Below are 25363 nucleotides of genomic sequence, written 5' to 3'. Positions count from 1 at the left end.
TCCTCAGTTTTCTTCGGAGTTCTGTGCTGCGATGTGCGCTTCCAGGAACTTCTCAAGCCAATGGATATCATAGGCGCCGTTGGCGATATCCTGATTATCCAGAAGCTCTGTGAAGAGCGGAACAGTTGTGTTGATGCCATCAACCACAAACTCGCTCAGAGCACGACGCAGGCGCATCATACATTCCACACGGGTCCGGCCATGAACGATCAGCTTACCGATCAGGCTGTCATAATGCGGAGGAATTTTGTAGCCCTGATAAACGCCTGAATCTACGCGCACACCCAAGCCACCTGGTGGGTGGTAATAGGTGATTGTGCCCGGAGATGGTGCGAAGGTCAGAGGATGCTCTGCATTGATACGGCACTCAATCGCATGACCAGAGAAGCGAACTTCTTCCTGATTGATTGACAGAGTAGAACCACCAGCGATGCGGATCTGTTCGATCACAAGATCAATGCCAGTTACCATCTCGGTTACAGGATGTTCCACCTGCAAACGGGTGTTCATTTCAATGAAGTAGAACTCACCGTTTTCATAGAGGAATTCGATTGTGCCCGCACCGCGATACTTGAGCTTACGCATAGCGTCTGCACAAACTTCGCCGATTTCCATCCGTTGCTCTTCATTGAGCGCAGGGGATGGGCACTCTTCGAATACCTTCTGGTGGCGGCGCTGCAAAGAACAGTCGCGCTCACCGAGGTGGATCGCGTTGCCCTGACCGTCACCCAGAACCTGCACCTCAATGTGGCGTGGTTTGCCGAGGTACTTTTCCATGTACAGAGCATCATCGCCAAAGGCTGCTTTGGATTCGGATCGTGCGGTTGAGATCGCAGTATCCAGATCTTCAGCCGTCAGGGCAACTTTCATGCCGCGGCCACCGCCGCCTGCCGCCGCTTTTACGAGAACCGGATAACCGATTTCCTTAGCGATTGCATGGACGTCGTCTTCAGGAGTGATGCCACCGTCAGAACCCGGCACAACTGGAATGCCCAGTTCTTTTGCCGTGGTTTTTGCCTGAATCTTATCGCCCATCACACGGATATGCTCTGAGGTAGGGCCGATAAAGGTGATGCCGTGTGCCTCAAGAATTTCCGCAAAGCGTGCATTCTCGGACAGGAAACCATAACCGGGATGCACAGCGTCGGCGCCAGTGATTTCACAGGCTGCCAGAATCTGCGGGATATTGAGGTAGCTGTCGCGCGCTACCGGCGGACCAATGCAAACACTTTCGTCAGCAAGGCGCACATGCATTGCGTCTTCGTCGGCAGTAGAGTGGACCGCTACAGTGCGAATGCCAAGCTCTTTACATGCCCGAAGGATGCGGAGTGCGATCTCGCCGCGGTTTGCGATGAGGATCTTTGAGAACATAGAGACTTCGCCTGTTATTCGATGATGATAAGTGGTTCGCCGAATTCAACTGGCTGACCATCTTCAACCAGAATTGCAGTCACAGTGCCTGACTTTGGTGAAGGGATCTGATTCATGGTCTTCATAGCTTCAATGATCAGAATAGTTTCGCCCTTCTTGATGGGCTTACCTACTTCAATAAAGACTGACGCACCTGGCTCTGGTGCAAGATATGCTGTGCCAACCATTGGAGAAGTTACAGCGCCCGGATGGTTGGCTGCGTCTGCAGAAACTGCAATCTCTACAGGTGCGGCCGCTGCTGGTGCCGGCGCAGCGACAGGAGCAGGTGCTGCTACTGGTGCCACTGCACCCACTGTCAGCTGACGAGCGACACGAACGCGGAGATCTTTTTGTTCAACTTCGATTTCGGTCAGGTTGGTTTCGTCCAGCACATTTGCAAGCTGGCGGATCATTTCCTGATCAAACTTAGTTTCTTTCGTCATCGTTTTCATCGTCCAGTTCGAAATGCCCTGACTAATGCCAGGAGCCTTCGGTTTGGCCCCCAAAGCGACTGTGCAGCAAGGATGGCCTTTAATAATCTGTGAAAACCCATTTGCTCAGAGCAAACTATGGATTTTCTGACTGAATGAACTACGCAAGCAGTTGGTTATTAACTGCTAAGATAGCCATTAATTCTCTATTTGCGAGATGCTGTCTTTTAAAAAGTATGCATCCGGAGTGCCTAGGCTGAGCATAAGGCAATATCATGTTTATTAGCGCAGAAAGGCACATAACGCTTTGATTTACTCAGAAGTACACAAATGTAGTTGCGCCTACGCAACCAATCTGTTCTCAAAAACTCTGTGTAATACGCTAGGTTTACTTGACGTATTGGTAAAGCGTAGCCAGGCAAATAAACATAACTGGCCCTCTTATATGGTCAGAGCGGACCAAGGAAAAGACCTTTGTCCGCTCTGAGTTGAGTTCTTAAGGATAAAGCTGCGAAAATGCGTTGATATGCGCGATTGGGACCAATCTACTCGCGTTCAGCTGCAATTTTTTCCTTCAAAGTGTCGTAGCCGACGGCTCCAACAATCACTTCTTCACCCAAAATGTAGGAAGGGGTTCCGGTGATGCCGAGCTGTTCAGCAATAGTGAATACTTCCTGGAAGGTTTCAGCGGCGCGGCTGGACTTCATTGATTTTTCCAGATCTGCATCAGAGATCCCTAGGTCCTTTGCAACTTTCAGGCTGCTGGCGAGGTTTGCGCGGCCAGGCTGACCCAGAAGTGCGAGGTGGAAATCCTCGTATTTATCAGGTGCAACTTCAGCAACTGCGATCGCAACGCGTGCGGCTTCCTGAGAGGCTTTGCCCAGAACTGGGAACTCTTTCAAGACAACGCGGAGGTTCTTGTCTTCATCAACGAGGCGAACAAGGTCAGACAGTGCGCGCTTACAGTAACCGCAGTTGTAATCGAACAGTTCTACGAGTGTGACGTCGCCATCCGGGTTGCCGAGGACAATCTGGTAGTCACTGTTGTAGATCTCATCAGAGAGGCTGGAGATAGCGCCTTTGCGTGCACTTTCTTCTTCTGCGAGGCGGCGCTTATCAAGTTCCTGAAGCGCTTCCAGCACGATTTCCGGATTTGCGACAAGGTATTCCTTGATGATTGTTTCGACTTCAGCGCGGTTCACCGATTCTGCTTGTGCAGAAAAAGTTGCTGGCAGCAGGGCGAGTGTTGCAGCACATGTGATCGCAGCTCGGCGAATGAGTTTCTTCATGACGTCTCCTGTAACCCTGTTCGGGTGCTTGATTTTTATCAGTCTGATTTGTTAGCGGCGTCTGAGCTGAGGCGCTTTGACTGACAGTATATCGTCAGCTTGTTGCCAGGCGGGTGAGCCGACTTTCAATTTTTTCTGAGCGCGCTTTGCATAGCGTTGTGCGCTGCGAACATCGCCGCGGGTCATATGGCTTTGAGCGGTTGCCAGATCTGCACCAGCGATATCGCCAAGACGGGCATTTGCGATTGCAAGTTGTGCATAGCCGTTCATGGAATATCTGTCTTTTCGCAGAGCTCTGGTCAAAATGCTCTTTGCCTCTTTCAGGTACCGCTTGTCGTCGGATGCGACCATCGCGAAGCCCAACCAGATTTCAAAATGCGGATTGCCAGGATAAAGCGCCAGCGCCTTACGGAATGGCGCAATTGCGGCTTTCGGCTTGCCGCCTTCGAGCAGAGCCTGTCCTTTGATTTCATAAAAATACGGATATTCCGGCGCTTTTGAGATCAGGGCGTCAATTTTTCTGACGGCTTTTGATGCTTTGTCGGACCTCATGCTTGCAATGGCACGAGCATATTGCGCTGGGAGGCTTTTATCTCTTTCCGGATAGGCGCGATAAACTGAATTTCTGTGACTGGTGAATGCCAATAGTTTAGCTTTGACCATGTCATGCTTCAGCTGAAGGCGCTCAGGGTCTTTCTTGTTAAAGTGCTTCGCCTTTTGAGCCCTGTTTTGAAGGGCGTTGAAACGCGCGCGAGGCATGGGGTGACTGAGCGCGTATGGATCTACATACTGCGCTGAGAACAGAGCCTGATCCGCCATGCGTTCAAATGTTGTGAGCATGCCCTTGGCAGAAACGCCGACGCGATCGAGGTAGCGCAGGGCTGCCTGGTCAGCTGATGATTCTTCAGATCTGCGATAGGACAAGAAATTTCGTTGGGCGAGCGCTCCGCCACCGGAGACTGCTGCTGCACCACCGCGGGCTATAGAACTGTTGCCCGTGGTTGCACCTGCTGCCATCGCACCTGCACCCAGGATCATGCCGATAACTGACATAATCTGTGCGTTTGAAGCTGCCTGGCGCATGCGAACCAGATGGTTGCCTGCAATATGGCCGGTCTCGTGTGCGATTACGCCGATCACTTCGCTTGGCGTTTTGGCATCCATGATGACGCCGAGGTTGATAAACATCCTTCGGCTGTCTGGAACAAAGGCGTTAAAGCTCTTGTCGTTGACCAAAATGATCTCAACCTGATTGGCAGGAAGTCCAGCTGCCCGGAAGATCGGTTTGGCATATTCGCGCAGCAAATCTTCAGTTTCTGCATCGCGAACGAGGGGGAGCCCCTTCTTTTGTTGAGCTTGAGCTGTGGTGATTGCCACATTAGGTACAACCAGTGAAAGTGCGGTTGCTGTTATAAGAATTTTGCGCGCAAACTTTGTTGCTTGTGATTTGACTGGTTCAATCACACGTTTCAATGCATTGTTCTTAAATTGCACGTCAAGTCCCCTTAATTGGCTTGGCAGGCGCAGAGCGGTTCGCACTTAAAGTACTACATAGACTTTCAAATAAGCCTTAACCACCCAAGATAGGCAGTTATTAGGCAAAATTGCTAGGTAGCCCGAAAAATTAAAGCACAGGCTCTGAGAAGAAGAAATAAGAGGGAATGCATTTGTCAGTATTAATGGGATCAAAACGTAGTGAAGTCCTGCCTTTTCAAGCTATGGAAGTGCTGAATGCTGCCAACCGCCTTGAGCAAAGCGGAGAACATGTGCTGCACATGGAAGTGGGGCAGCCGGGAGCGCCTGTTCCTGACTCGGTTTTGAAGGTTGCGCATGACCACCTGTCTTCTGGCCGATTGGGATACACGGAAGCGCAAGGCATTCCGTTGCTGAAGAAGAGCATTGCTCGCTACTATAAGCAAACCTTCGGATTAGAGGTTCCAGAATCTCGCATTTTCGCAACTACGGGTTCTTCTGCCGGTTTTAACCTTGCGTTTCTTGCCGGGTTTGACAGAGGGGACCGCATTGCAATTACATCTCCAGGCTATCCGGCCTACCGCAATATTATTGAGGTGTTAGGGCTGGAGTGTGTGGAGATTGAGGTCGGCCCGGAAACGCGCTGGTCGCTTACCCCTGAGATTCTTGAGGCTGTGCATAAGGAGAAGCCGCTAAAGGGCGTGCTTGTGGCCAGTCCGGCGAATCCGACCGGGACCATGATGTCTCCTGATGCTCTCAAGGCATTGGTTGAGGCTTGTGAAGCGATGGATCTGTGGTTCATCTCCGATGAGATTTACCATGGGCTTGCCTATGATATGGAGGAGGAGACGGCGCTCCGCTTTACGGACAAGGCGATCATCGTCAATAGCTTTTCCAAATACTATTGCATGACAGGTTGGCGTATTGGCTGGATGGTGTTGCCTGAGGTGCTTGTGCGTCCGATTGAGCGGATTGCGCAGAGCCTTTACATTTCGCCTCCAGAGCTGGCGCAGGTGACTGCAGCCGCTGCTTTTGATGCGACGGAGGATTATGAGAAGATCAAGGCAGGATATGCTGCCAACAGGCAGGTGCTGCTTGATCATCTTCCTCAGCTTGGTTTTGATGTGCTGCCGGTTGATGGTGCGTTCTATGTGTATGCCGGTGTTTCAAAGCTCACCAACGATTCCATGGAGTTCTGTCAGAAGATGTTGGCAGAGACACACATTGCAGCGACGCCCGGTGTGGATTTCGATCTGACGCGCGGGAATCAATACATGCGCTTTTCCTTTGCGGGGAAGGAGTCCGATATCAAGCTTGCGGTGGAGCGGTTGGAAGACTGGCTCAAGTAACAGGCAATAAAAAAGCCCGCTCAGTAGAGCGGGCTTTTTTTGAACTTGTTTCTTCTTAGAAGAAAGAGCGGCGTTGCCACCAACCTGTGCGGCGCGGCGAGTCATCATCGCCTTCAACGGCAACAGTTTCCCCTTCAACAACCTTATGCGATGTCACAACCGGTTTGGTTGGCGCTTTCGGTTTCGCTGGTGCTTCGGCCTCAACTTCTGCTTCTGCAGCTTTAGGGGCCTCGACAGCCGGAGCTTCTTCCTTCACTTCAACCTTAGCGACTTCCGCAGGCTTTTCTTCTTTAGGCTGCTCAGCAACTGGTTCTGCAGACTTGCTTACTGGTTCTGCCGGAGCTTCTGCAGGTTGCTCTGCTTGTACTGCCACTTCTGCCGGAGCTTCTTTCACCGCGACGTCTGAAGTTTCTTCTGCCTGTGGGGCAGGGGCTTCGGTTGCTTCTGTAGAAGCTTCCTTTTCAGCTGTTTCCTCAGGTGCAGGTTTTACTCTGCGACGACGGCGAGGCTTGCGAGTTTCTTTCTTCGGCTCTTCTTCAGCTACAGCCTCTGTTACCGGCTCTGCAGGAGTAGCAGTGTCTTCTACAGCTACTGCCTCATCTGCGGTCTCAGATTTTGCTTCTGCGATGATCTCTTCAACGCTGTCCGCAGAGCTTTCTTTTGAGCCTTCTGCTTCGTCGGAGCTTTCACCGTTCTCGCCGTTTTCATCAGATGCGCTTCTGCGACGAGAGCGGCGGCCACCACGGCGACCACGGCGACGCTTGCGGCGGCGATCTTCTTCTTCGTCTGTTAGCTCAGCAGAGTCCGCGTCAGCTGACTTTTCTTCAGAGGATGTGTCCTCTTCAGTAGACGACTCTTCAGCGCTCGCAGATGTTGTTTCCTGCTGCTCAGCTTCGTCTTTCTCGTTGCCAGTGCGACGACGACGGCGACGACGGCGACGACGACGATCATTGCCGTCCTCATCAGCTGCTTCTTGCTTCTCTTCCTCTATAGTCTCTTCAACAATTTCTTCTTCTTCTTCTTCCTCCTCAACGGGGAAGATGGTGTCCGGCTGAACTGTAGCTGGCAGAGGCTGCGTACGCTCGCTTGGTGTTGCAAGCTCGCCACGCTCCAAAGTGAAGTGCTGTTCGGTGACGGTGTCGTCTCCGAGAATAGAGATTTCCAGACCGAAACGACGTTCCAGATCCATCAAGTGATGGCGCTTCTGGTTGAGAATGTACATCGCCACTTCATTTGGCGTGCTCAGATTCAAGTTGTGAGTAGAGCCACGCAGCAGCTGATCTTCCAGGGAGCGGAGGATGTGCAGAGCAACAGATTCTACTGAGCGCACGATGCCAGAACCATGGCAGTGTGGGCAAACAACTGATGAGCTTTCGAGTACGCCGGTGCGGATGCGCTGACGTGACATTTCGAGCAAGCCGAAATGTGAGATGCGGCCAACCTGAATGCGGGCGCGGTCAGACTTCAGACATTCTTTCAGGCGACGTTCAACTGCGCGGTTGTTGCGGTTCTCTTCCATATCAATGAAATCAATAACCACAAGACCGGCGAGGTCGCGCAGGCGAAGTTGACGTGCAATTTCTTCTGCGGCTTCCAGGTTGGTTGCCTGAGCTGTGTCTTCAATGTTCTGTTCGCGGGTTGCTTTCCCAGAGTTCACATCAATCGCAACAAGCGCTTCTGTCTGGTTGATGACAATGTAGCCACCGGACTTCAGCGTCACCTGCGGTGAGAACATTGCGTCGAGCTGGGCTTCTACACCGAAACGGGTGAAGATTGGCGTTGCATCGCGATAAGGCTGAACATTCTTGGAATGGCTTGGCATCAGCATGCGCATGAAGTCTTTCGCTTCACGGTAGCCTTCTTCGCCAGAGACCATAACCTGATCAATGTCTTTGTTGTACAGGTCGCGAATAGAGCGCTTGATCAGGCTGCCTTCCTCGTAAACGAGGGTAGGGGCTGCTGAATCAAGGGTCAGTTCGCGGACATTTTCCCAAAGACGCAGGAGGTATTCAAAGTCACGCTTGATTTCTGCTTTGGTTCTGCTGGCGCCTGCTGTACGCAGGATAACGCCCATGCCGTTCGGCACATCCAGATCACCAGCAACCTGCTTCAGGCGCTTGCGGTCTGTTGGCTTCGTGATCTTGCGGGAAATCCCGCCGCCACGGTCGGTGTTTGGCATCAGAACAGAGTAACGGCCAGCGAGGGACAAGTATGTTGTCAGAGCAGCGCCTTTATTTCCGCGCTCTTCCTTCACGACCTGTACCAGCAGCAGCTGGCGGCGTTTGATGACTTCTTGAATCTTATAGTTGTCGCGCAGACGGCGAGGGCGTGCGGTAACTTCTTCTTCCGCTTCCTCTTCGTTATCATCCTGCTCTTCAGCTTCAGATGTCTCTTCTGCAGTTTCCTCAGTCGCGTCTTCTGATGCGGCTTTGTCGGAAGCTTCTGTGTCTTCAGCAGTATCAGTCTCAGCTACAGGCTCTTTTGAAGAAGGCTTGGCAGCCGTTGCATCACGAGCGCTTGCTTTTTGCGCTGTAGAATTGCCAGCTTCGTCTTCTTCCGCAGCTTCCGCCTCGATATCCTCGATGCTGTCATCCTGGAAAGGAGCATCCATGCTGGCAAGAGCTTCGGCCTCGTGTTCTGCTTCCAGAGCACTGGTTTCAGCTTCGATCAGCTCAGCAACAACATCTTCAGAGGCTTCTGCGGCTTTCGCTGCAGCAACCTTCTGAATTTCGGCTTCACGCTTTGCTTCTTCTTTTTCTCTGCGGGCACGTTCACGCTGGTTTGCAGCTGCTTCGGCTGCAAGCTGAGCTTCAAGGGCCTCCCGATCTTCTTTCGGGAGCTGATAATAATCCGGATGGATTTCGCTGAAGGCGAGGAACCCGTGTCTGTTGCCACCATATTCAACAAAAGCGGCCTGAAGTGATGGCTCTACTCGTGTGACTTTAGCTAGGTAGATATTTCCGCGAAGCTGCTTTCTGTTTGCGGCTTCAAAGTCAAATTCCTCAACCCGATTCCCGCGCACGACCGTAACCCGGGTCTCCTCCGGGTGGGTCGCATCTATCAGCATCTTGTTTGCCATGAAGTGAGTTCCTTAGGACCAAACACTGAAGACGGCGCGAGTGGCGCTGAGATTTGTACATCGTCAGGTCGGTCAACTTGTTATGTAAGTTGCTAGTAGAAAAGGAGAGACGGCGGCGCGCATGACCACGGCAAGAAGGGACCGACTGACACGTCGGCGCACTGCTTCTTAACTCATGTTCATTTGTATTTGCGCGTAGCTTTGACAAACCGTTCGCCCTTAATGATCTCTTTTGACCGCCATAAGGCGGTATGCTTGAAATGGAAGCGCTTCTTCAGGCTTCCAATCTGTAAACGTCTGTTCCTGCGCCTAGCTGCCGTATCTCTCCGAAAATTCGGGGATAAAGCACTTATCCAAAGCGACAGAAAATCTGTTCACAACCCGCCATGACCGAAAATGTCACGGCAAAACTCTGTCTTGGCTCTCGAGCAGACTGCTCTTCCAGTTGGTTTATACCGTATCCTCATCAACAAACCGGAAACGGCACAAATGGCTCATATGGGCTTTTTGAAACATTTCGATCAGTTTGAAAACTGCGAAAATCTCAGGATATCAGCTTCAAAAAATATGGCTCACAACTTTACGGAACAATTCCAAATCGAAGTCCTAGTAAACCTTTTACGATCCCTCGAGACGCTTGGCAAGCTTGGGAAAATCGATCTGGCGATGTCTTGCTACGAAAGCTGCAGTTGTTAATCAATGCTTAATGATAGGTTTGGCGGGGTGACTTTCGCTTAATCGTGTTTTAATCGTTCAACTTGATTTAAACTAAATTGCCAGTGTTTCTATAGGGGAGTGAAAAGGTGAGCCGCATCAGTCATGCATTCAGGTTCTGTGCTCTCAGCTTTTATTGTGTCGCGTTTTCTCTCATTGCAACAGTTGCCATGAGTAATGCTGTATCGGCGCAAAATGCGGTTTCGGTCGTTTCTGATGCACGTGTTGCCGGAGATCTGGCACGGACGCGCTTCATTCTGGATATGGATGGTGAGGTTGGATATAACCTTTCATTCTTGTCTCACCCTTATCGGTTGGTGATTGACCTGCCGTCTGTCACCTTCCAGTTTCCAAGAGATTTCGTGCCAAAAGGGCGGGGACTGGTTCGGTCCTGGCGGTATGGCTCCATCTCCAAAGGGCGTTCCAGAGTAGTACTGGATCTCAACTCTCCAGTTGCTCTGGATAAAACCTTTTTGTTGCCCGGCGTACAAGATCAACCAACACGGCTGGTTATTGATCTGACCGAATCTTCTCCTGATGAGTTTGAAGCTGCGGTTGGTCAGGCCACTTCACATGCGCAGCCTGTAGGGGCGACGGCATCTGTTCCAAAGCAAGAAACTCAAGAGCCAGCTACATCGGTTGAAAATGAGCTGCCTGTGATCATTATCGATCCGGGGCACGGCGGTGTTGATTCTGGCGCAGTTGGCAGTAATGGTACGCTTGAAAAGGCGATCGTTCTGAATTTCGGTCGGTTTTTGAAAGAGAAACTGGATAAACTTGGCTACTATCAGGTCCATCTAACCCGTGATGATGACAAATTCATCTCTTTGGGAAACCGGACCAAGCTGGCGCGTGGGAAAGGGGCTGATCTGTTCATTTCCATTCATGCGGATTCGATCACAAATGGGGCAGAGACGACGCGTGGAGCCTCAATCTACACGCTCTCAGAGCGAGCGTCTGACCGAATGGCGGCTGCGCTGGCGCGCCGTGAGAACTATTCGGATGTGATTGGCGGGGTCGATTTTTCTGATGAACCTGAAGAGGTTACAGATATTTTGGTCGAGCTCACCCGCCGTGAAACCAAGAATTTTTCGATCCATTTTGCACGGTTGGTGGTTGAAGAACTTAAAAGCGCCACAACAGTTATTAAAAATCCTCTTCGTTCTGCGGGGTTCCAAGTGCTGAAAAGCCACGATGTTCCGTCTGTTTTGATTGAACTTGGATTTCTTTCCAATAATCTGGATGAGAAAATGTTAGGTTCTGATGAGTGGCGGGAACGCGTGTCGGATGCGATTGTTCAAGCGACGAACGGTTTCTTTCGGGCTAGAATTGCGCAGCAATAGCCGTTTGGTGTGGTTGTTTTTCGGGTGCGTATATGTCGCGGCTGTAGTGGGATAAAGGCTAAGTTCCTGCCTCAGCTTTGACATAATGAAAAGCGATTGGGTGCCAAACTGTAACAGTGAAGTCTGGATTCGATTCTGCTGCATTCATTTCAGGAAGAGACCTCTTGACCCTTAACGGGAAATGCATCAGGAACGGCGTTTGAAACTGCCTCTGGAATGCTGGCTTCACGACACGAACATTCTTAGCGGGAAAGCAAACGAGCCCGAATATGAGATTATTTTTAAAGTTCATTGGATATCTCTTTGGGATTTCAGTTGTTCTGGGGCTGATTGCAGCTGCCGGATTGTGGATTTATCTCAATGACATAACCAAGGATCTACCGGACTACACCGCGCTGAAAGATTATGAACCGCCAGTCATGACACGTGTGCATGCTGCTGATGGGCATCTTATGTATGAGTTCGCGCGTGAACGGCGTTTGTTTATTCCGATTCAGGCTATTCCGGACCGTGTGAAGCAAGCTTTCTTGTCTGCTGAAGATAAGAATTTTTATGAACACATCGGGATCGACCCGTGGGGCATTGGCCGTGCGGTGATCACCAACGTTCGTAACAGTGGATCTGGGCGCCGCCTTGTTGGAGCGTCCACGATTACTCAGCAGGTTGCAAAGAACTTCCTTTTGACTGGTGAGCAGAAGTATGAGCGCAAGATCAAAGAAGCGCTTCTTGCTCTGCGTATCGAGCAAGCGTTTACGAAAGAAGAGATCCTTGAGCTTTATCTGAATGAGATTTATCTCGGTGTCGGCGCTTACGGTGTTGGCGCTGCTTCCCTAATCCTTTTTGATAAATCTGTTCACGAGCTTGAGCTTGAAGAGATTGCGTATCTCGCTGCTGTTCCAAAAGGTCCGTCCAACTATCACCCATACCGCTACCGGGACCGTGCGATTGAGCGCCGGAACTGGGTCATCGACCGTATGGTTGAGAATGGTTACGTGACTGTTCAGGAAGGTATTGAAGCTAAGGCCAAGCCTCTTGATGTTAAGCTGCGTCCAACCGGTAACCTCGTGAAAGGCTCTGAGTATTTCTCTGAGGCTGTGCGACGCCAGTTGGCCGGTCAGTACGGTGAAGAGAAACTTTATGAGGACGGTCTGTCCGTTCGTACTTCCCTTGATCCTGAAATGCAGCTGAAGGCGCGTAAGGCACTGCGTGACGGCCTGGTTGACTTTGACCATAAGCGTGGCAAGTGGCGCGGTCCGATCAGCACGATTGAAATCACCTCCAGCGACTGGGGCGCGGCGCTTGCCAAAGTTCAGACGCTGAACGATGTTCCTGAGTGGACGAGTGCGGTGGTTCTGTCTGTGAGTAATCAGAAAGCCGTAGTAGGTCTTCGTCCAAAGCGCATGGCAAACCGGAAACTTTCTACTGAGCGTGTCCGTGCAGATCTCTCCCTGAGTGATATGAAATGGGCTCGCATCAACGGGCGTGCACCTCGCAATGTGCAGGAAGTGTTAAGCCCGGGCGATGTGATTTACGTTCAGCGTCAGGCGAGTGGCAAATACGTACTGCAGCAGGTGCCAGAGGTTTCGGGTGCCATTGTTGCCATGGATCCGAATACTGGCCGCGTTGTCGCGCTGGTTGGTGGTTTTAGCTACGCCGAAAGCCAGTTTAACCGCGCGACGCAGGCTTGGCGTCAGCCGGGCTCTGTGTTCAAGCCGTTCGTTTATGCAGCTGCGCTTGATAATGGTTATACGCCGTCTTCAGTGGTGCTCGATGCGCCTGTTGAAATTGAGCAGGGGCCGGGTCAGGCGCCATGGAAGCCACAAAACTATGGTGGCAAGTTCTATGGGCCATCTACTCTGCGTACGGGTATTGAACTGTCCCGTAACGTGATGACTGTTCGTCTTGCTCAGGATATGGGCATGGATCTGGTTGCTGAATATGCGCGCAGTTTTGGCATTGACGACAATATGATGCCGGTGCTCTCCATGTCTCTTGGTGCGGGTGAAACCACCGTGATGCGCATGACAGCGGCTTATTCCATGATGGCCAATGGCGGGCGCCGAGTGCAGCCTACTCTGATTGACCGTATCCAGAACCGTTATGGTGAGACTATCTATCAGAACGATCAGCTTGTTTGCACAGACTGCTCCGAAGAGTATTGGAACAATCAGGGAGAACCTGAGCTGATTGATACTCGTGAGCAGGTGCTTGATCCTATGACCGCCTACCAGATCACTTCCATGATGGAAGGTGTGGTCAAGCGCGGTACGGCGACAAGTGTTAAAGCTGTTGGCCGTCCTGTTGCTGGTAAAACTGGTACCACCAATGATGAGCGTGATGCATGGTTCGTTGGCTTTACGCCAGAACTGACTGTGGGTGTGTTCGTTGGATACGACACGCCTCGCAAAATGGGCCGCGGTGCAACTGGTGGTCAGGTTGCTGCGCCAATCTTCACGGCCTTCATGAAGGACGCTCTGAAGGATGCGCCTCCATTGGAGTTCCGTGTTCCAAACGGATTGCGTCTGGTGTCTATCAACCGCCGTACTGGTCTGCGGGCTGGTGCCGGGGCTCCGGGTACAATTCTGGAATCCTTCAAACCGGGTACATCGCCACCAGACAGTTACTCTGTCATTGGCTTCCAGGATGAGATTGGTATCCGTCAGGATCTGTCTCCGGAAGCCGGGCGTGCCGTTATGTCCGGCACAGGTGGACTTTACTAAAAACTTCATGGGCTGGTCTTGCTAACTGCATGACCAGCCCACAGTTTCTGTGGTCTGGCTGATTGCGGAAATCGTTTGCTGCGATTATGTTCGCACCCGACGCAGTGTTATTGACTGCACAGTTGTTTTTCAAAAAAGTGAGGTATCCGATGCGCGCCGAAATGGAGGCCATCGTCGACGAAATCAAGCAGGCCATAAGCCTGCTGAGGAGGCATCTTTGACTGGGACACTGCACTTGTCCGTCTAGATGAACTCAATGCGCTTTCTGAAGATCCAAACCTTTGGAATGACCCGACGAATGCGCAAAAACTGATGCGTGAACGTCAGCAGCTGGATGACAGCATTGGCGGTGTTCGCAAGCTTGAGCAGGATCTCGTTGACAATCAGGAACTGATTGAGATGGGCGAGATGGAAGATGATCAGTCCGTTGTTGATGAGGCTGAGGCTGCTTTGAAAGCTATGCTGGAACAGGTCAATAAGCTGCAGCTGCAGTCTTTGCTCTCCGGTGAAGCCGATGGAAATGATACGTATATCGAGATCAATTCCGGTGCGGGCGGTACTGAAAGTCAGGACTGGGCCAGCATGCTTTTGCGTATGTATCGTCGTTGGGGTGAGCAGCACGGCTATAAGGTCGAGCTGATGGAATACAATGACGGCGAAGAAGCTGGCATCAAGTCTGCAACTTTGCTTGTTAAAGGTGAGAACGCATACGGCTGGATGAAGACCGAAGCTGGTGTTCACCGTCTTGTTCGCATCTCGCCATATGACTCCAACGCGCGTCGTCATACGTCCTTTGCGTCCGTCTGGGTTTATCCGGTTATTGATGACAGTATCAATATCGAGATCAACGAAAGCGATTGCCGCATCGATACCTATCGCGCCTCTGGCGCAGGTGGCCAGCACGTGAACACGACTGACTCTGCTGTTCGCATTACGCACAATCCGACGGGTATTGTGGTTCAGTGTCAGAGTGAGCGTTCACAGCATAAAAACCGCGCAACTGCGTGGGATATGCTTCGCGCGCGTCTTTATGAAGCTGAACTTCAGCGCCGTGAAGAGCAGGCGAGTAAGGATGCTGCGTCCAAAACTGATATTGGTTGGGGACATCAGATCCGCTCATATGTTCTGCAGCCATATCAGCTCGTGAAGGATCTGCGTACAGGCGTGGAATGCACTGCGCCTTCTGACGTTTTGGATGGCGATCTGGATAAGTTCATGGAAGCAACGCTGGCGCACCGCGCATTCGGCAACGCGCCTGCTGCGGTTGAAGATCTGGATTAAGTCTGAATCTGTTGAAATGAATTAGAAAGCCCTGGAACTCAGTTCTGGGGTTTTTTTGTTTTCCAAATGGTTTTATGGAAGGTTGAACGCGACTTTGGTTTGTTTTTTGGGCTTGAAAATCGCTGCTAGTCTGTCGCCATTGCGGATGAAGCGCATTGGGTTGACTGGCTTGCCGTTGAGGCGCACCTCGTAGTGGAGGTGGGGGCCTGTTGAGCGGCCCGTATTGCCGACAGTACCTATAATATCGTCCATGTTGATGCGCTGGCCTTCGCTAACGAGTAGCTTGTGCATGTGGGCGTAGCGGGTTACTAGGCCGTTGTCGTGTACGATTTCCACGGAAAGGCCGTAGCCGCCGTTGTACCGTGAGAGTGAGACAATGCCGGTGCCGGTTGCTTTGACTGAGGTTCCGCGAGGTGCTTTGAAATCCAGACCAGTGTGGATTGCGGGTTTGCCAAGGAACGGGTCTGTTCGGGCTCCGTACGCACTGGAGATGTTGAAGCTGGAGAGCGGGCGGCCAAAGGGCAAGGCATCCACTTTGATATTCAATTCAATGCGTTGTTCAATGATCCGGCGTGCAGCAATCATGCTGCTGTCTAAATCAGCAGACCCAACGTGCTGATAGATGCCGCCAGCAGATGAACTTGGGGTAACAAAGACAGGCTGTGCAACGCCGGCTTTCTTAAGCAGCGTGTTTGCACGTTTAATGTCGTCCATTGCCGCTTGTGTGTAAGCAGTGAGCAAGAGTTGCCCTTGCGCTTGCTTTGCGTAGAAGTCTTTGTGAGGGGCAGCTGGCTGTGGCGCGGTGGATTGCTTGCCTGACAGTGTTTTCAGAATATCGAGCGGAGCATCGTTTTGTTGTGGCGCAAAAGATAGTTTGTTGGAGTGTGCAACACTGACTTCTCTTTGTTGCGGTTTGCGCTTTGGAGAAGGCGGGATGGCGGAGAGGACGAGGTTTGATTGTTCCGCCAATGTCACCAGCGCTTCGATTTCCTGAAACTGTCGTAACAGTTGCGCTTGCTGTTTGCGGGCAGGGGCACTCAGACCGGATGTATCCTGATCCAACCGTCCACGCATCTCACCGAGCTGAAATTTAAGGTCTCGAATTTCACTTTCATAGTTTTCACGGAGCGCCAATTCTCTGGATAATGTTGAATTAAGTCGCATCTCGCTGAGAGACTGTTGAAAGCTGCTTGCCAATACTGCGGAGACGACCGCCGTTGCCGCAAGACCGGAAACCCAATAGGCCATGGGAGGAATTACGCGCAGCTCAGATGTGATGCGCGAAAGCCACATTGGGCCATCCAATTTCAATTGGTTGTAATTGTTAGAAAACTCACTGCACCTGGAAAGCTTCATCGGATGACCACTTGCTCAGTTTGCCTACTGGAAATGATTTGTTAAATTCAATTAAAGTTAGTTATGGTTAATAAAGTCTAAGTGCAGTGTATCATTGGGTCAATTTGATGAGCGGACGATAGAAGCCCGGAGTGAGGCCTGCTTCTGATCTTGCCCTGTCATTAAACGGAGGCTTCAGCGGTCCTTTAAAAATGCTGTTTTACGAGCTGTTGAAAACGTGGCTCAGGACGTACACGATGCCTGTCACACATGAAGCGGAACCATTTTGCTCCATAGGCAACATGCCCTTTTTCATCGTGGTAGATCACATGTAGGACGCTGGCAGTGTCTTCATCACCGGTTGCGTTGGCCTTCTCTATCATGGATGGGGTGATGTCGAGGCCTCTGGCTTCGAGCACGAGCGGAATAATCGCTAGACGTGCTATTAGGTCTTTGCCGGTTGACTGGGCTGCTTGCCAGAGACCGTCATGGGCTGGCAGATCGCCATAGGCGTGCCCAAGTTTTGCAAGGCGTTCTTGGATGAGTGTGAAATGCTTTGCCTCTTCCAAACCAACGCGGACAAAGTCGTCATAGTAGGAACGTGGCATGGGTACATGGGTGAAGCGGCCGATCAGGTCCCAGGTGAGATCGATGGCATTGAGCTCGATGTGTGCCAGAGAATGGAGCAGGGCGACCTTGCCGTTTTTCCCTCCAACAGCGCGTTTAGGCATATCTCGTGGTGGGAGAAGTTCAGGCTTGGCCGGACGACCGGGACGATCCTGCATGGGCCTTTCGCCGGTGCCGCAGGAAATGGACAGGGCACCTTTGAACCATTGATTTGCAACGTAATACGCAAGCGCGACTTTTAGGTCCAAATCAGGTGTCTCTAGGATTTGGCGTGCGCCGTCCTTGAGGAGGATTTGGCGTGCGCCGTCCTTGAGGGACTTTACGCTGGTGTTTTCAGGGAGGGATAGATGCGCTTGCCCTGCAAACGCATCCGCATCATTCTTGCCTGGAAGTTTTGGCATTCTTTACTGGCTCAGACCTTGTAATTCTTCCAAGACATTTTCGACGTGGCCGGGAACGCGGACCTTACGCCAAATCTTGGCAATCTTGCCGGTTTTATCAACGAGAAATGTGGAGCGTTCAACGCCCATGTACTTCTTTCCGTACATGTTTTTTTCCACCCAGACCCCGTAGGCCTCACAAACTTCTTTCTCGATATCTGCCCCAAGTGTGACGTTAAGTCCGTGTTTCGCCTTAAACTTGTCATGCTTTAGTGGTGTATCGGGCGAAATGCCGATGATAACAGCATTGTGTTTTTCAAACTCAGCCGCATTTTCGGTAAAGGCAATTGCTTCTTTTGTGCAGCCTGGTGTGTCATCTTTTGGATAAAAATAAACGACGACCGACTGGCCAGTTTGTTCTGATAGGGTGAATTGTCCTTGCGAATCTGTGGCTAAGGTAAAATCCGGTGCCAGCATGCCTTCCTGCGGTAAGGAAGGTGTCGCATCTTTCGTATCAGGCATTCTTTATTTGCTCCTGGGGTGCCATTTGGTCTCTTGGGACGCCGTTTTTTTGAGTATGGTGTAGATAAGCAATTAATCTTGCAGAGCACCTGTGATCACGCGATGCTATCGCAGGTTACGATTCGGTCAAAATCGAACGTACCACTAAAACAGGGAATAAGATTCTGGCTGTTGATGTTGGGAATACAGCAGAGCTTGAGAGCTCTCCTGTTACACGTCGTTTTAAGCGACGCGTAATATGGGGTGTTGTTTGCGTTTTTCTATTTTTAGCGTTTGGTTTTAGCGGATACCGGGTGATGAGTGGCCCGTTTTCTGTTCCCTACCTCGTGGATTGGGCAATCAAACAGTTTGAGAGCAAAGCGCTGAATGTCACCGTTGGTAGTGCGCAGTTTGATCTGTTTGGTGAAAATGGCAGCCGTATTCTCCTGGAAGACTCCCTTATTCGCGTCAAAGGTCGCACTGCTGCGACTGTGTTACTTCCACGGGCCGAAATCGGCATCAATCTGTCTGGGCTGCTGACCGGTGATCTGGAAATCACCAGTGTCGCGCTGGCACGGCCTTCTGCAACGATCAAGCTAGCGAGTGGATCAGAACCTTTGCCGCGGGTGCAAAACCGCGTGGTGGCGATCGACAAGTTTAGTGTGATTGCTGTTGAGGAGCTCAAACGCTGGCACCTTGAGAAAGTTGCTATTGAGTACGGCCGACTGGTAATCAATGCGCAGGGTGAAGAGTTTGTAGCTGATGGTATTGATGCAAATGCCGTGCTGCTGGATGATCTCTCCTTTGCAGTAAACGCCAAGATCGTAGGCCGTGAAGGGGACTGGTCATGGGATCTGAAGCGCACTGTTACACCTGAAACTGGTGCGAGAAACATTTCCGTCAATCTGCGTGATGCCTCGCTGCGAGATTTGTTGCCAACGCACAGTTTTGCTCGTGATGACAAGCTGGCGAATACGCGTCTGTTTGTTGAAGCGAATGCTGAACTATGGGCGACCGGTGAGTTTGTTGGCGCGGATATGAATGTTCGTACCTCTCCAATCTTCATCCGTACTGCTCCAGATAATTCTATCACCATTGACGAAGCATTCCTGGATCTCAATTTGCAGCGCGATAATCCCGATATTATTATCGGGCGATCTTATCTGCGCCGTAAAAACACACGCGTTGTGTTTGGTGGCGTTGTGCAGCCACCTGTAACTGAAGGTGCTGAGTGGAATTATTCGCTTGGTTCCCGGGAGATTGTTTTGGCGCCTGCTGATGTAAAATCGCCGCCGCTGCTGTTTCCTGATGCTTATGCATCGGGAACGTTTGATCCGACAAACTCCCTGATTTCTATTGAGCGAGCCCGTGCTGTTGGGCTTGATGCTGACATCAATGTTGCGGGGTCGTTCTACTACGGGAAACCGGGGCCGTCTCTTGCGCTATCTGTTTTCAGCCCGAGCCTGAGCTTTGGCGAAGTGTTGCAGGTTTGGCCGACGGTCACGGCACCGAAAACCCGAAACTGGTTGATTGATCACCTCGGCCCAGGCCGGGTTGATAATATTGCCTTGGATCTGGCGCTTGGGCCAGAAGCCTTTGATGGCGACCGGAGTACGCCTGCGTGGCAGGGAGATGGCCTTACAGCAACATTTGATGTGATTGATGGCTCAGTCAAAGCGCTCAAGACTCTGCCAGTGGTGCGAGACCTTACCGGGGCTGGCAAGATCGAGAACGAAGATTTCACGATCTCCGGCAGTAATGGTCATTTCCGTATGCAAGACGGGAACATCGTTAAGGTGCCAGAGGTTCAGTTTGCGATCAAGAATATCGCAGTACCAGGCGCGCTGCCTGCTGAGTTGTCTGTGTTGCTGACGGGGCGTGCTGACGATTTGGGTGTGCTTGCTGATGCAGAACCCATAAATGCGCTGGAGGGCTTTAGTGTCGTGCCTGCGGACCTTTCTGGCATGGGGGAAGTCCGCGTGGAAGCCTCGTTCCCGCTCATCAAGAATCTCAAGGTTAAAGATGTTGAGTGGCGGGCTAATCTGGATCTGAAAGATTTTACTAGTAAAGCGAAAATCTCAGGGCAGACCATTGAAAATGCAAATCTGACCGTTCAAGCGGATACAAAGCAAACCCAGATTTCAGGCAAGGGGAAGCTGAATGGCTTCCACTCTGAGATTGATTTGAGCACCAGCCGCGATGGTAGTGGCGCTGAAGACCGTCAGGGCGTGACGTTTGTTGCCAATGCCAAAGATCTGACAGACTACGGCGTTGATCTTCAGGGTTATGTCAAAGGCTCTGTGAAAGTCAGTTATGAAGACAGTGGCGGCGCGCAGGTGTTTGAATTGGACCTCTCAAAAGCTGCCATCAACGTTCGTGAGGTTGGCTGGAGCAAGGCGTCCGGTGTACGTGCAACCGCAAGGTTTCGTGTGACAAAAAATGGTAATGCCAGGACGCTCCATAACTTCTCATTCCTGTCTGAGGGTGTTGAAGTTCGCGGCAATCTGAAGATTGACGGCAATGGAAAGCTGGCGCTTGCCGACTTCTCCGCGTTCAATCTGCGCCCCAATGACAAAGCTAAGATGACTGTTCGTCCACGCCGTGGTGGTGGGTATCAGGTTGTTATGAATGCGGATCGCTTTGATGGCCGTGCCCTGTTGGATTCGTTTGGGGCAGATAAGGCAGGTGCTTCGACAAAGCGCAAAAGAGATGTGATTGCGGTTGACCTGACATTCCGGCGCCTGATCGGTTTCAGAGGTGTACAGGCTCAAAACGTGCGTGTTGATGGGCTCTTCCGTGGAGAGAGCGCTGTGAACCTTGCGGTTTCGGGCGCAACTTCAAGCCGTGGTCAATTCAATTTCACCGTGGGCGGCGAGGGGAAGCATCGCTTTGCAAAAGGCAAGCTGAATAATGCTGGTGAGTTCTTACGGTTTATGGACCTGTTCCCTCGTATGCGGGGTGGTAACGGACGTCTGGATATCCAGATGCCAACTGATACCAACTGGGCTGGTCAGCTGACTGTAAATGATTTCTCCATCACGGAAGACCCTGCGATTAAAGCGCTGAAAGGGATCGAGCCGAAGGAAATTCGCGGAACGCGGAACAGTGAGGTGTATTCTGCTGCAGTGAATTCTGGTGAGGCGTCTTTCCAAAAGATGCGCATGCAGTTTTCGCGCAGTGGAGATATTCTGAATGTTTCTAAGGGAACGTTGAGCGGTGCTATTATTGGCGGGACCTTTAGCGGGAATGCCAATCTGAAGAGCCGTCAGCTGGATATGGCTGGCACGTTTGTTCCTGCCTATGCCTTGAACAACCTGTTTGCGAAACTGCCGGTGATTGGTCTCATTCTGGGTGGAGGCTCTTCTGATGAAGGGCTGTTTGGCGTGACCTATAAGCTGGATGGTACTTTTGAGAAGCCTAAGTTCCAGGTCAACCCGATCTCTGCAATTGCGCCGGGTGTGTTCCGCCGTATCTTTGAATTTAAGTAGAGGTAACAGGGAGGTAGGCTGCAAAGCGCATGCAAACGTAGTCTGCTTCCCAACCTCTGGTTCTCGAATAAAGCAGCGGTTTGAGATGCTTGATTGTTTCTTTGTAAAATCGCTTCTTATGGGTCTCGCTCAGCTGCTCTGTGAGGCTGTTGGTAAAGAGTTGCAGCCATCCCTTCATTCCTGTTTCCAGCGGTGTCCTGCGTTCGATTTCTGTATGGTAGGTAACTGAGAAGCCCGCTTCTTTCAGCGCGCGCATATACGTTTCGGGAGGTGGGAAAATCCAGGGGCTCTTGTAGGGGCCGAAAGTAGGGTTTTCGGCGAACACGTTCTCCATTGCAGATCGGATGATGCGGCAGTTCCGGTCGCATCCCATTTCACCAACAAACCGACCTCCCGGCTTAAGAGCTTTCACAATACCGCGGATGACGCCCTTGTAGTCCTGCATCCAATGAAGGGCTGCGTTGGAGAAAACTGCGTTGAACTCCTTGTTAAAATTGAGATTTTCAGCAGGTATGAGGCAGGTCTTGATGCCTTTCTCATTCGCCTGCAGGAGCATGTCTCCTGCTGTGTCGACGCCGGTTACGATTGCCCCTCGGCTTTGGATTTCCTGGGCCAGCGTGCCTTCACCGCATCCCAGATCCAAAATGCTTTCTCCGGGTTGCACAGCCAGCAGTTCAAGTGCATCCTGCCCAAAGTCTGCGACATAGGCTGCGTGCTTCAAGTATTGTTGTGCGTTCCAATCCTGCATCGCCATGGGGGCTGCTCCTGAATACGAGAGAAGCAGTTTAGGTTATCAGGCCTAGTTCAAGGTGCAGCTGACTGGCTGTAATTGCATAAACTTGCAGTGTTTTGCAGGTAAAGAAAAAGCCGGGTGCATGACCCGGCCTTGTTAAAATCACTTTGATGCCAGCTTGTTAGACTGGCTTTACAAGAACGTGCTTTTTCTTGCCAAGGGAAAGTTTGATCACGCCATCATCGGTCAGATCAGCGTCGGTGATAGAGCGGTTATGATCCTGCTCCGCCTTATCGTTGATGCGTACAGCGCCGCCTTTGATGTTGCGACGGACTTCTCCGTTGGAAGAACACAGGCCAGCGGTTACGAAAGCGTTGAGGATGCCGAGGCCTTCTTTCAGCTCTGTAGCAGCAATCTCGATGGTTGGCAGACCAGCGGCATTGGCACCTTCTTCAAACGCCTTACGAGCCGTCTCAGCAGCTTTGTCAGCCTCGATACGGCCATGGAGCAGGGCGGTGGCTTCGGTTGCCAGCACCTTCTTGGCTTCGTTGATCTCAGCGCCTTCCATTCCTGCCAGACGTTTGATCTCGTCCATTGGCAAAATGGTGAAGAGTTTCAGGAACTTCTCAACGTCAGCATCTTCGGTGTTGCGCCAGAACTGCCAATAATCGTAGGGGCTGAGCATGTCTGCGTTGAGCCATACTGCGCCTGCTGCGGTTTTGCCCATCTTGGCACCGGAAGTTGTGGTGAGCAGCGGGGTGGTGAGGGCGAACAGTTCTTTGTCTGCAAGACGGCGACCAAGGTCTACGCCAGAGAGGATGTTGCTCCACTGATCAGAGCCGCCCATCTGCAGACGGCAGTCTGTGCGGCGATGGATTTCGAGGTAATCGTAGCCCTGCAGGAGCATGTAGTTGAATTCGAGGAACGACAGGTGCTGCTCGCGTTCCAGACGCAGGCGCACGCTGTCGCGCTGGATCATCTGGTTGACGGAGAAATAACGGCCAACATCACGCAGGAAGTCCATGTAGTTGAGTTTGAGCAGCCAATCGGCGTTGTCCATCATCATTGCATCAGATGGGCCATCACCGAATTGCAAAAACTTTTCAAAGACTTGTTTGATGCCGTTTTTGTTGCCTTCGATGTCTTCATCGGTCAGAACTTTGCGGCTCTCGTCTTTACCGGTCGGGTCGCCAACGCGTGTTGTGCCGCTGCCCATGAGGGTAATCGGACGGTGGCCGGTCTTCTGGAACCAATGCAGCATCATGATTTGTACAAGGGAGCCAACGTGCAGGCTGGAGGCTGTACAGTCAAAGCCAATATATGCGGTTACGGTCTCTTTCGCGCAAAGTTCGTCCAGACCTTCGGCGTTAGAGAGTTGGTGCAGGAAGCCGCGTTCTTCCATTGTCCGCATAAATTCGGATTTATATGAGCTCATTGGTCAAGCCTGTTCAATTTACTGAGTATTTCCAAGTTGAAAGGTCTATACCTGAGTTTTCAGCGGGATTCACTCGTTTTTTCTGGCAAGGCCCAAAAGCTGTGTTGGGGATTTGAGATTGTGCGGAGAATTTGGTGCTGAGGTGTGTGGAGTGGTATCTCCGCAACGCAAGTGTGTTTCCTCTCTGTTCTGCTCAGAGCGGAATGCGGCCAAATTTCAATAGGTTGCCGTGAGGGTCGTGGATGTAAAACTCTTCCATATCCCAGGGGCGTCTGGTGAGTTGCGTGAAGCGGGGTTCGCTCTTGCCGTCCTCTGGAAGGCCGAGTTTGCGATATTCTTCGTGAAGGTCGACGACGGGCCCTCCACGGAAATAAACGCTGCTGTTGTTGCACAAGTGCTTTTCTGTGGTGAGCCAGAAGTGGATTTCTAAAGTGTCTCTACGCAGAATCAGAAAGTCATCTTGTTCGTAAACGAGGTTGGAAAAGCCGAGCTTGTCTGCGTAAAACGCTTTTGTTTCCTGAATGTTGAGGGAAGGAAGTGTGGGGAGAAGCTCAATTGTGTCGGCTGCTGCAGTCATTGTTTTCTCTAAAATATGAATGTAATTGGTATATTTTAGAGGCTGCGGACTACTTTGCAATGGCCAAAAGAAAACCCCGCGTCCTTCTCGAAGGTCTAAACGGGGTTTTGCTTTTATAGTCGGATCGCCGCGATTTACCGTTTCAAGGCTATATGCTGGGGCGTTTGATATGATTTCCGCCCGTGTACGTCCGGGTTCGATCCGTGCTTACCGTCTGATGACGCTCGGTCGCTCAGGCCGTTTTGTAGTCTTGCTATATTGTAGCATCTTGCAGAGGGTCTTCATAAGTACCGAATTGCCTTTATAAAAACCGTACAACATGCAGGTCCGGTGGAGTCATTGGCTCTCCTTTTGTTGACCTGTACCTAACTTAGGAACGCTTGGGTTTTCTTTCAAGGGATGGGGGAGAAAATAGTTAGTGCTGCCTTAGTGAAGACGCTCTATTTTTCCAAAAAAGCGCGAAAAAGAAGGCGATCCGAGAGGATCGCCTTTGAAGAGTATGCGGGTCTAATCAGCACGGTCAGATACTGATAACCTCATTGCACTTAAACGCAGTTTCGTGACGTGGTGATGACATATCCTCTTTGCGCTCTAATGTGCGTTGGTTTGCGTTCTTTCGTGTTTTCTTGCGTTGCTGTGTAGAGGCGCTGTGTTGCGCGTAAAGCCATTGTTTACTGTCGCGACCCACTGGTCGATGAAAAAATCTAAACTAGCGCCTTCAAGGCTGCTGCGAGTTGGGTCGCGCCTTCCTTGCTGATTTTTGTATCGAGTTTTTCTTCCAGCATGCGCTCATAGGTTTGCCACATCCGGGCGCGGAGATCTTTTCCCTTTGAGGTGATGAAAAGGGTCTTGCCGCGCTTGTCCTTGAGGGCGGGTTTGCTCTCGACCAGCTGAGCCTTGGCAAGCGACTGGATAACACGGGAGAGGTTGGCCTGCTGAAAGAGGACACGTTGCTCCAGCTCGAATTGCCTCAGGCCATCGGGTGCGTTCTCCAGTTCCCAGAGGATGTCATACCAGGAGAGAGGGGGGAAACGCTCTGCTTTGAAGGCGCCTTCGATATCGGTGTAGATGGTCTTTTGCACTCGGTTGAGAGCGATCCAGAGAGAAACTGACTCTTTGCTGACAGACATCACATCCTCGTTATTTGTGCATTCCGCTCTTGAAAATGGTTTTCATTCATTTAGATGTATTTACATGC

General features: G+C 51.4%; 16 protein-coding genes and 1 pseudogene. 5 read left to right on the top strand and 12 right to left on the bottom strand.

Annotation, left to right across the window (positions count from 1 at the left end):
* Positions 1–3 precede the first annotated feature (3 nt).
* From accC to PsWM33_RS06535, 4 genes are all read right to left on the bottom strand, one after another.
* Complete coding sequence (gene accC / locus PsWM33_RS06550) at positions 4–1371, bottom strand: acetyl-CoA carboxylase biotin carboxylase subunit (RefSeq protein WP_063289054.1); 1368 nt, start codon at positions 1369–1371, stop codon at positions 4–6.
* Between the two features lie 14 nt (positions 1372–1385).
* Entirely contained in the window at positions 1386–1862 is a 477-nt protein-coding gene (gene accB / locus PsWM33_RS06545; protein ID WP_063299623.1) for an acetyl-CoA carboxylase biotin carboxyl carrier protein, read from the bottom strand.
* Positions 1863–2386: 524 nt separating this feature from the next.
* On the bottom strand, positions 2387–3130 hold the full coding sequence (locus PsWM33_RS06540; protein ID WP_063299622.1) for a DsbA family protein: 744 nt from the start codon (positions 3128–3130) through the stop codon (positions 2387–2389).
* A gap of 51 nt (positions 3131–3181) precedes the next feature.
* Positions 3182–4624: a M48 family metalloprotease gene (locus PsWM33_RS06535; RefSeq protein WP_063299621.1), complete on the bottom strand. Its 1443-nt coding sequence runs from the start codon at positions 4622–4624 to the stop codon at positions 3182–3184.
* Positions 4625–4809: 185 nt separating this feature from the next.
* Between PsWM33_RS06535 and PsWM33_RS06530 the strand changes: the two genes are divergently transcribed.
* Positions 4810–5952 (top strand): pyridoxal phosphate-dependent aminotransferase, encoded by a 1143-nt coding sequence (locus PsWM33_RS06530; RefSeq protein WP_063289053.1) that lies wholly within the window; start codon positions 4810–4812, stop codon positions 5950–5952.
* Between the two features lie 55 nt (positions 5953–6007).
* Here the strand turns inward: PsWM33_RS06530 and PsWM33_RS06525 are convergent, their stop codons facing one another.
* Positions 6008–9031: a ribonuclease E/G gene (locus PsWM33_RS06525; RefSeq protein ID WP_063299620.1), complete on the bottom strand. Its 3024-nt coding sequence runs from the start codon at positions 9029–9031 to the stop codon at positions 6008–6010.
* 803 nt (positions 9032–9834) lie between these two features.
* On the opposite strand from PsWM33_RS06525, the gene PsWM33_RS06515 reads away from it, so the two are divergent.
* The 3 genes from PsWM33_RS06515 (at position 9835) to prfB (ending at position 15089) form a co-directional block, all read left to right on the top strand.
* Positions 9835–11088 carry an N-acetylmuramoyl-L-alanine amidase gene (locus PsWM33_RS06515; RefSeq protein WP_063299619.1) on the top strand — a complete coding sequence of 418 codons (1254 nt, stop codon included), beginning with the start codon at positions 9835–9837 and terminating at the stop codon, positions 11086–11088.
* A gap of 269 nt (positions 11089–11357) precedes the next feature.
* Positions 11358–13808, top strand: a complete 2451-nt coding sequence (locus PsWM33_RS06505; RefSeq protein ID WP_063299617.1) for a penicillin-binding protein 1A — start codon at positions 11358–11360, stop codon at positions 13806–13808.
* 149 nt (positions 13809–13957) lie between these two features.
* A protein-coding gene (gene prfB, locus PsWM33_RS06500) for a peptide chain release factor 2 (RefSeq protein ID WP_153039802.1) occupies positions 13958–15089 on the top strand; the annotation gives its coding sequence in 2 pieces (ribosomal slippage) (positions 13958–14026 and positions 14028–15089; 1131 coding nt in all).
* Between the two features lie 72 nt (positions 15090–15161).
* Here prfB and PsWM33_RS06495 read toward each other — a convergent pair.
* The 3 genes and pseudogenes from PsWM33_RS06495 to bcp form a co-directional block, all read right to left on the bottom strand.
* Positions 15162–16382 (bottom strand): M23 family metallopeptidase, encoded by a 1221-nt coding sequence (locus PsWM33_RS06495; RefSeq protein ID WP_063299616.1) that lies wholly within the window; start codon positions 16380–16382, stop codon positions 15162–15164.
* 154 nt (positions 16383–16536) lie between these two features.
* A pseudogene (locus PsWM33_RS06490) lies at positions 16537–17452 on the bottom strand (ferritin-like domain-containing protein).
* A 3-nt stretch (positions 17453–17455) separates the two neighbouring features.
* Positions 17456–17953 (bottom strand): thioredoxin-dependent thiol peroxidase, encoded by a 498-nt coding sequence (gene bcp / locus PsWM33_RS06485; RefSeq protein WP_063297440.1) that lies wholly within the window; start codon positions 17951–17953, stop codon positions 17456–17458.
* 296 nt (positions 17954–18249) lie between these two features.
* Between bcp and PsWM33_RS06480 the strand changes: the two genes are divergently transcribed.
* Positions 18250–21420, top strand: a complete 3171-nt coding sequence (locus PsWM33_RS06480; protein ID WP_063299615.1) for an AsmA-like C-terminal domain-containing protein — start codon at positions 18250–18252, stop codon at positions 21418–21420.
* Here PsWM33_RS06480 and PsWM33_RS06475 read toward each other — a convergent pair.
* The 4 genes from PsWM33_RS06475 to PsWM33_RS06460 form a co-directional block, all read right to left on the bottom strand.
* Positions 21413–22174, bottom strand: a complete 762-nt coding sequence (locus PsWM33_RS06475; RefSeq protein ID WP_063299614.1) for a class I SAM-dependent methyltransferase — start codon at positions 22172–22174, stop codon at positions 21413–21415. The genes PsWM33_RS06480 and PsWM33_RS06475 overlap by 8 nt on opposite strands.
* A gap of 160 nt (positions 22175–22334) precedes the next feature.
* Positions 22335–23588, bottom strand: coding sequence for a tyrosine--tRNA ligase (gene tyrS / locus PsWM33_RS06470; protein ID WP_063297437.1), 1254 nt, complete (start codon positions 23586–23588; stop codon positions 22335–22337).
* Positions 23589–23781: 193 nt separating this feature from the next.
* On the bottom strand, positions 23782–24165 hold the full coding sequence (locus PsWM33_RS06465; protein ID WP_063299613.1) for a bleomycin resistance protein: 384 nt from the start codon (positions 24163–24165) through the stop codon (positions 23782–23784).
* 704 nt (positions 24166–24869) lie between these two features.
* A complete protein-coding gene (locus tag PsWM33_RS06460; RefSeq protein ID WP_063299612.1) occupies positions 24870–25295 on the bottom strand; it encodes a MarR family winged helix-turn-helix transcriptional regulator in 426 nt (141 codons plus the stop codon).
* Positions 25296–25363 lie beyond the last annotated feature (68 nt).

The organism is Pseudovibrio sp. WM33 (genome assembly GCF_001623165.1).
Lineage (GTDB): Bacteria > Pseudomonadota > Alphaproteobacteria > Rhizobiales > Stappiaceae > Pseudovibrio.
The sequence above is the reverse complement of the archived record's forward strand: the minus strand, read 5'-3'. Positions and strand labels throughout refer to the sequence as shown.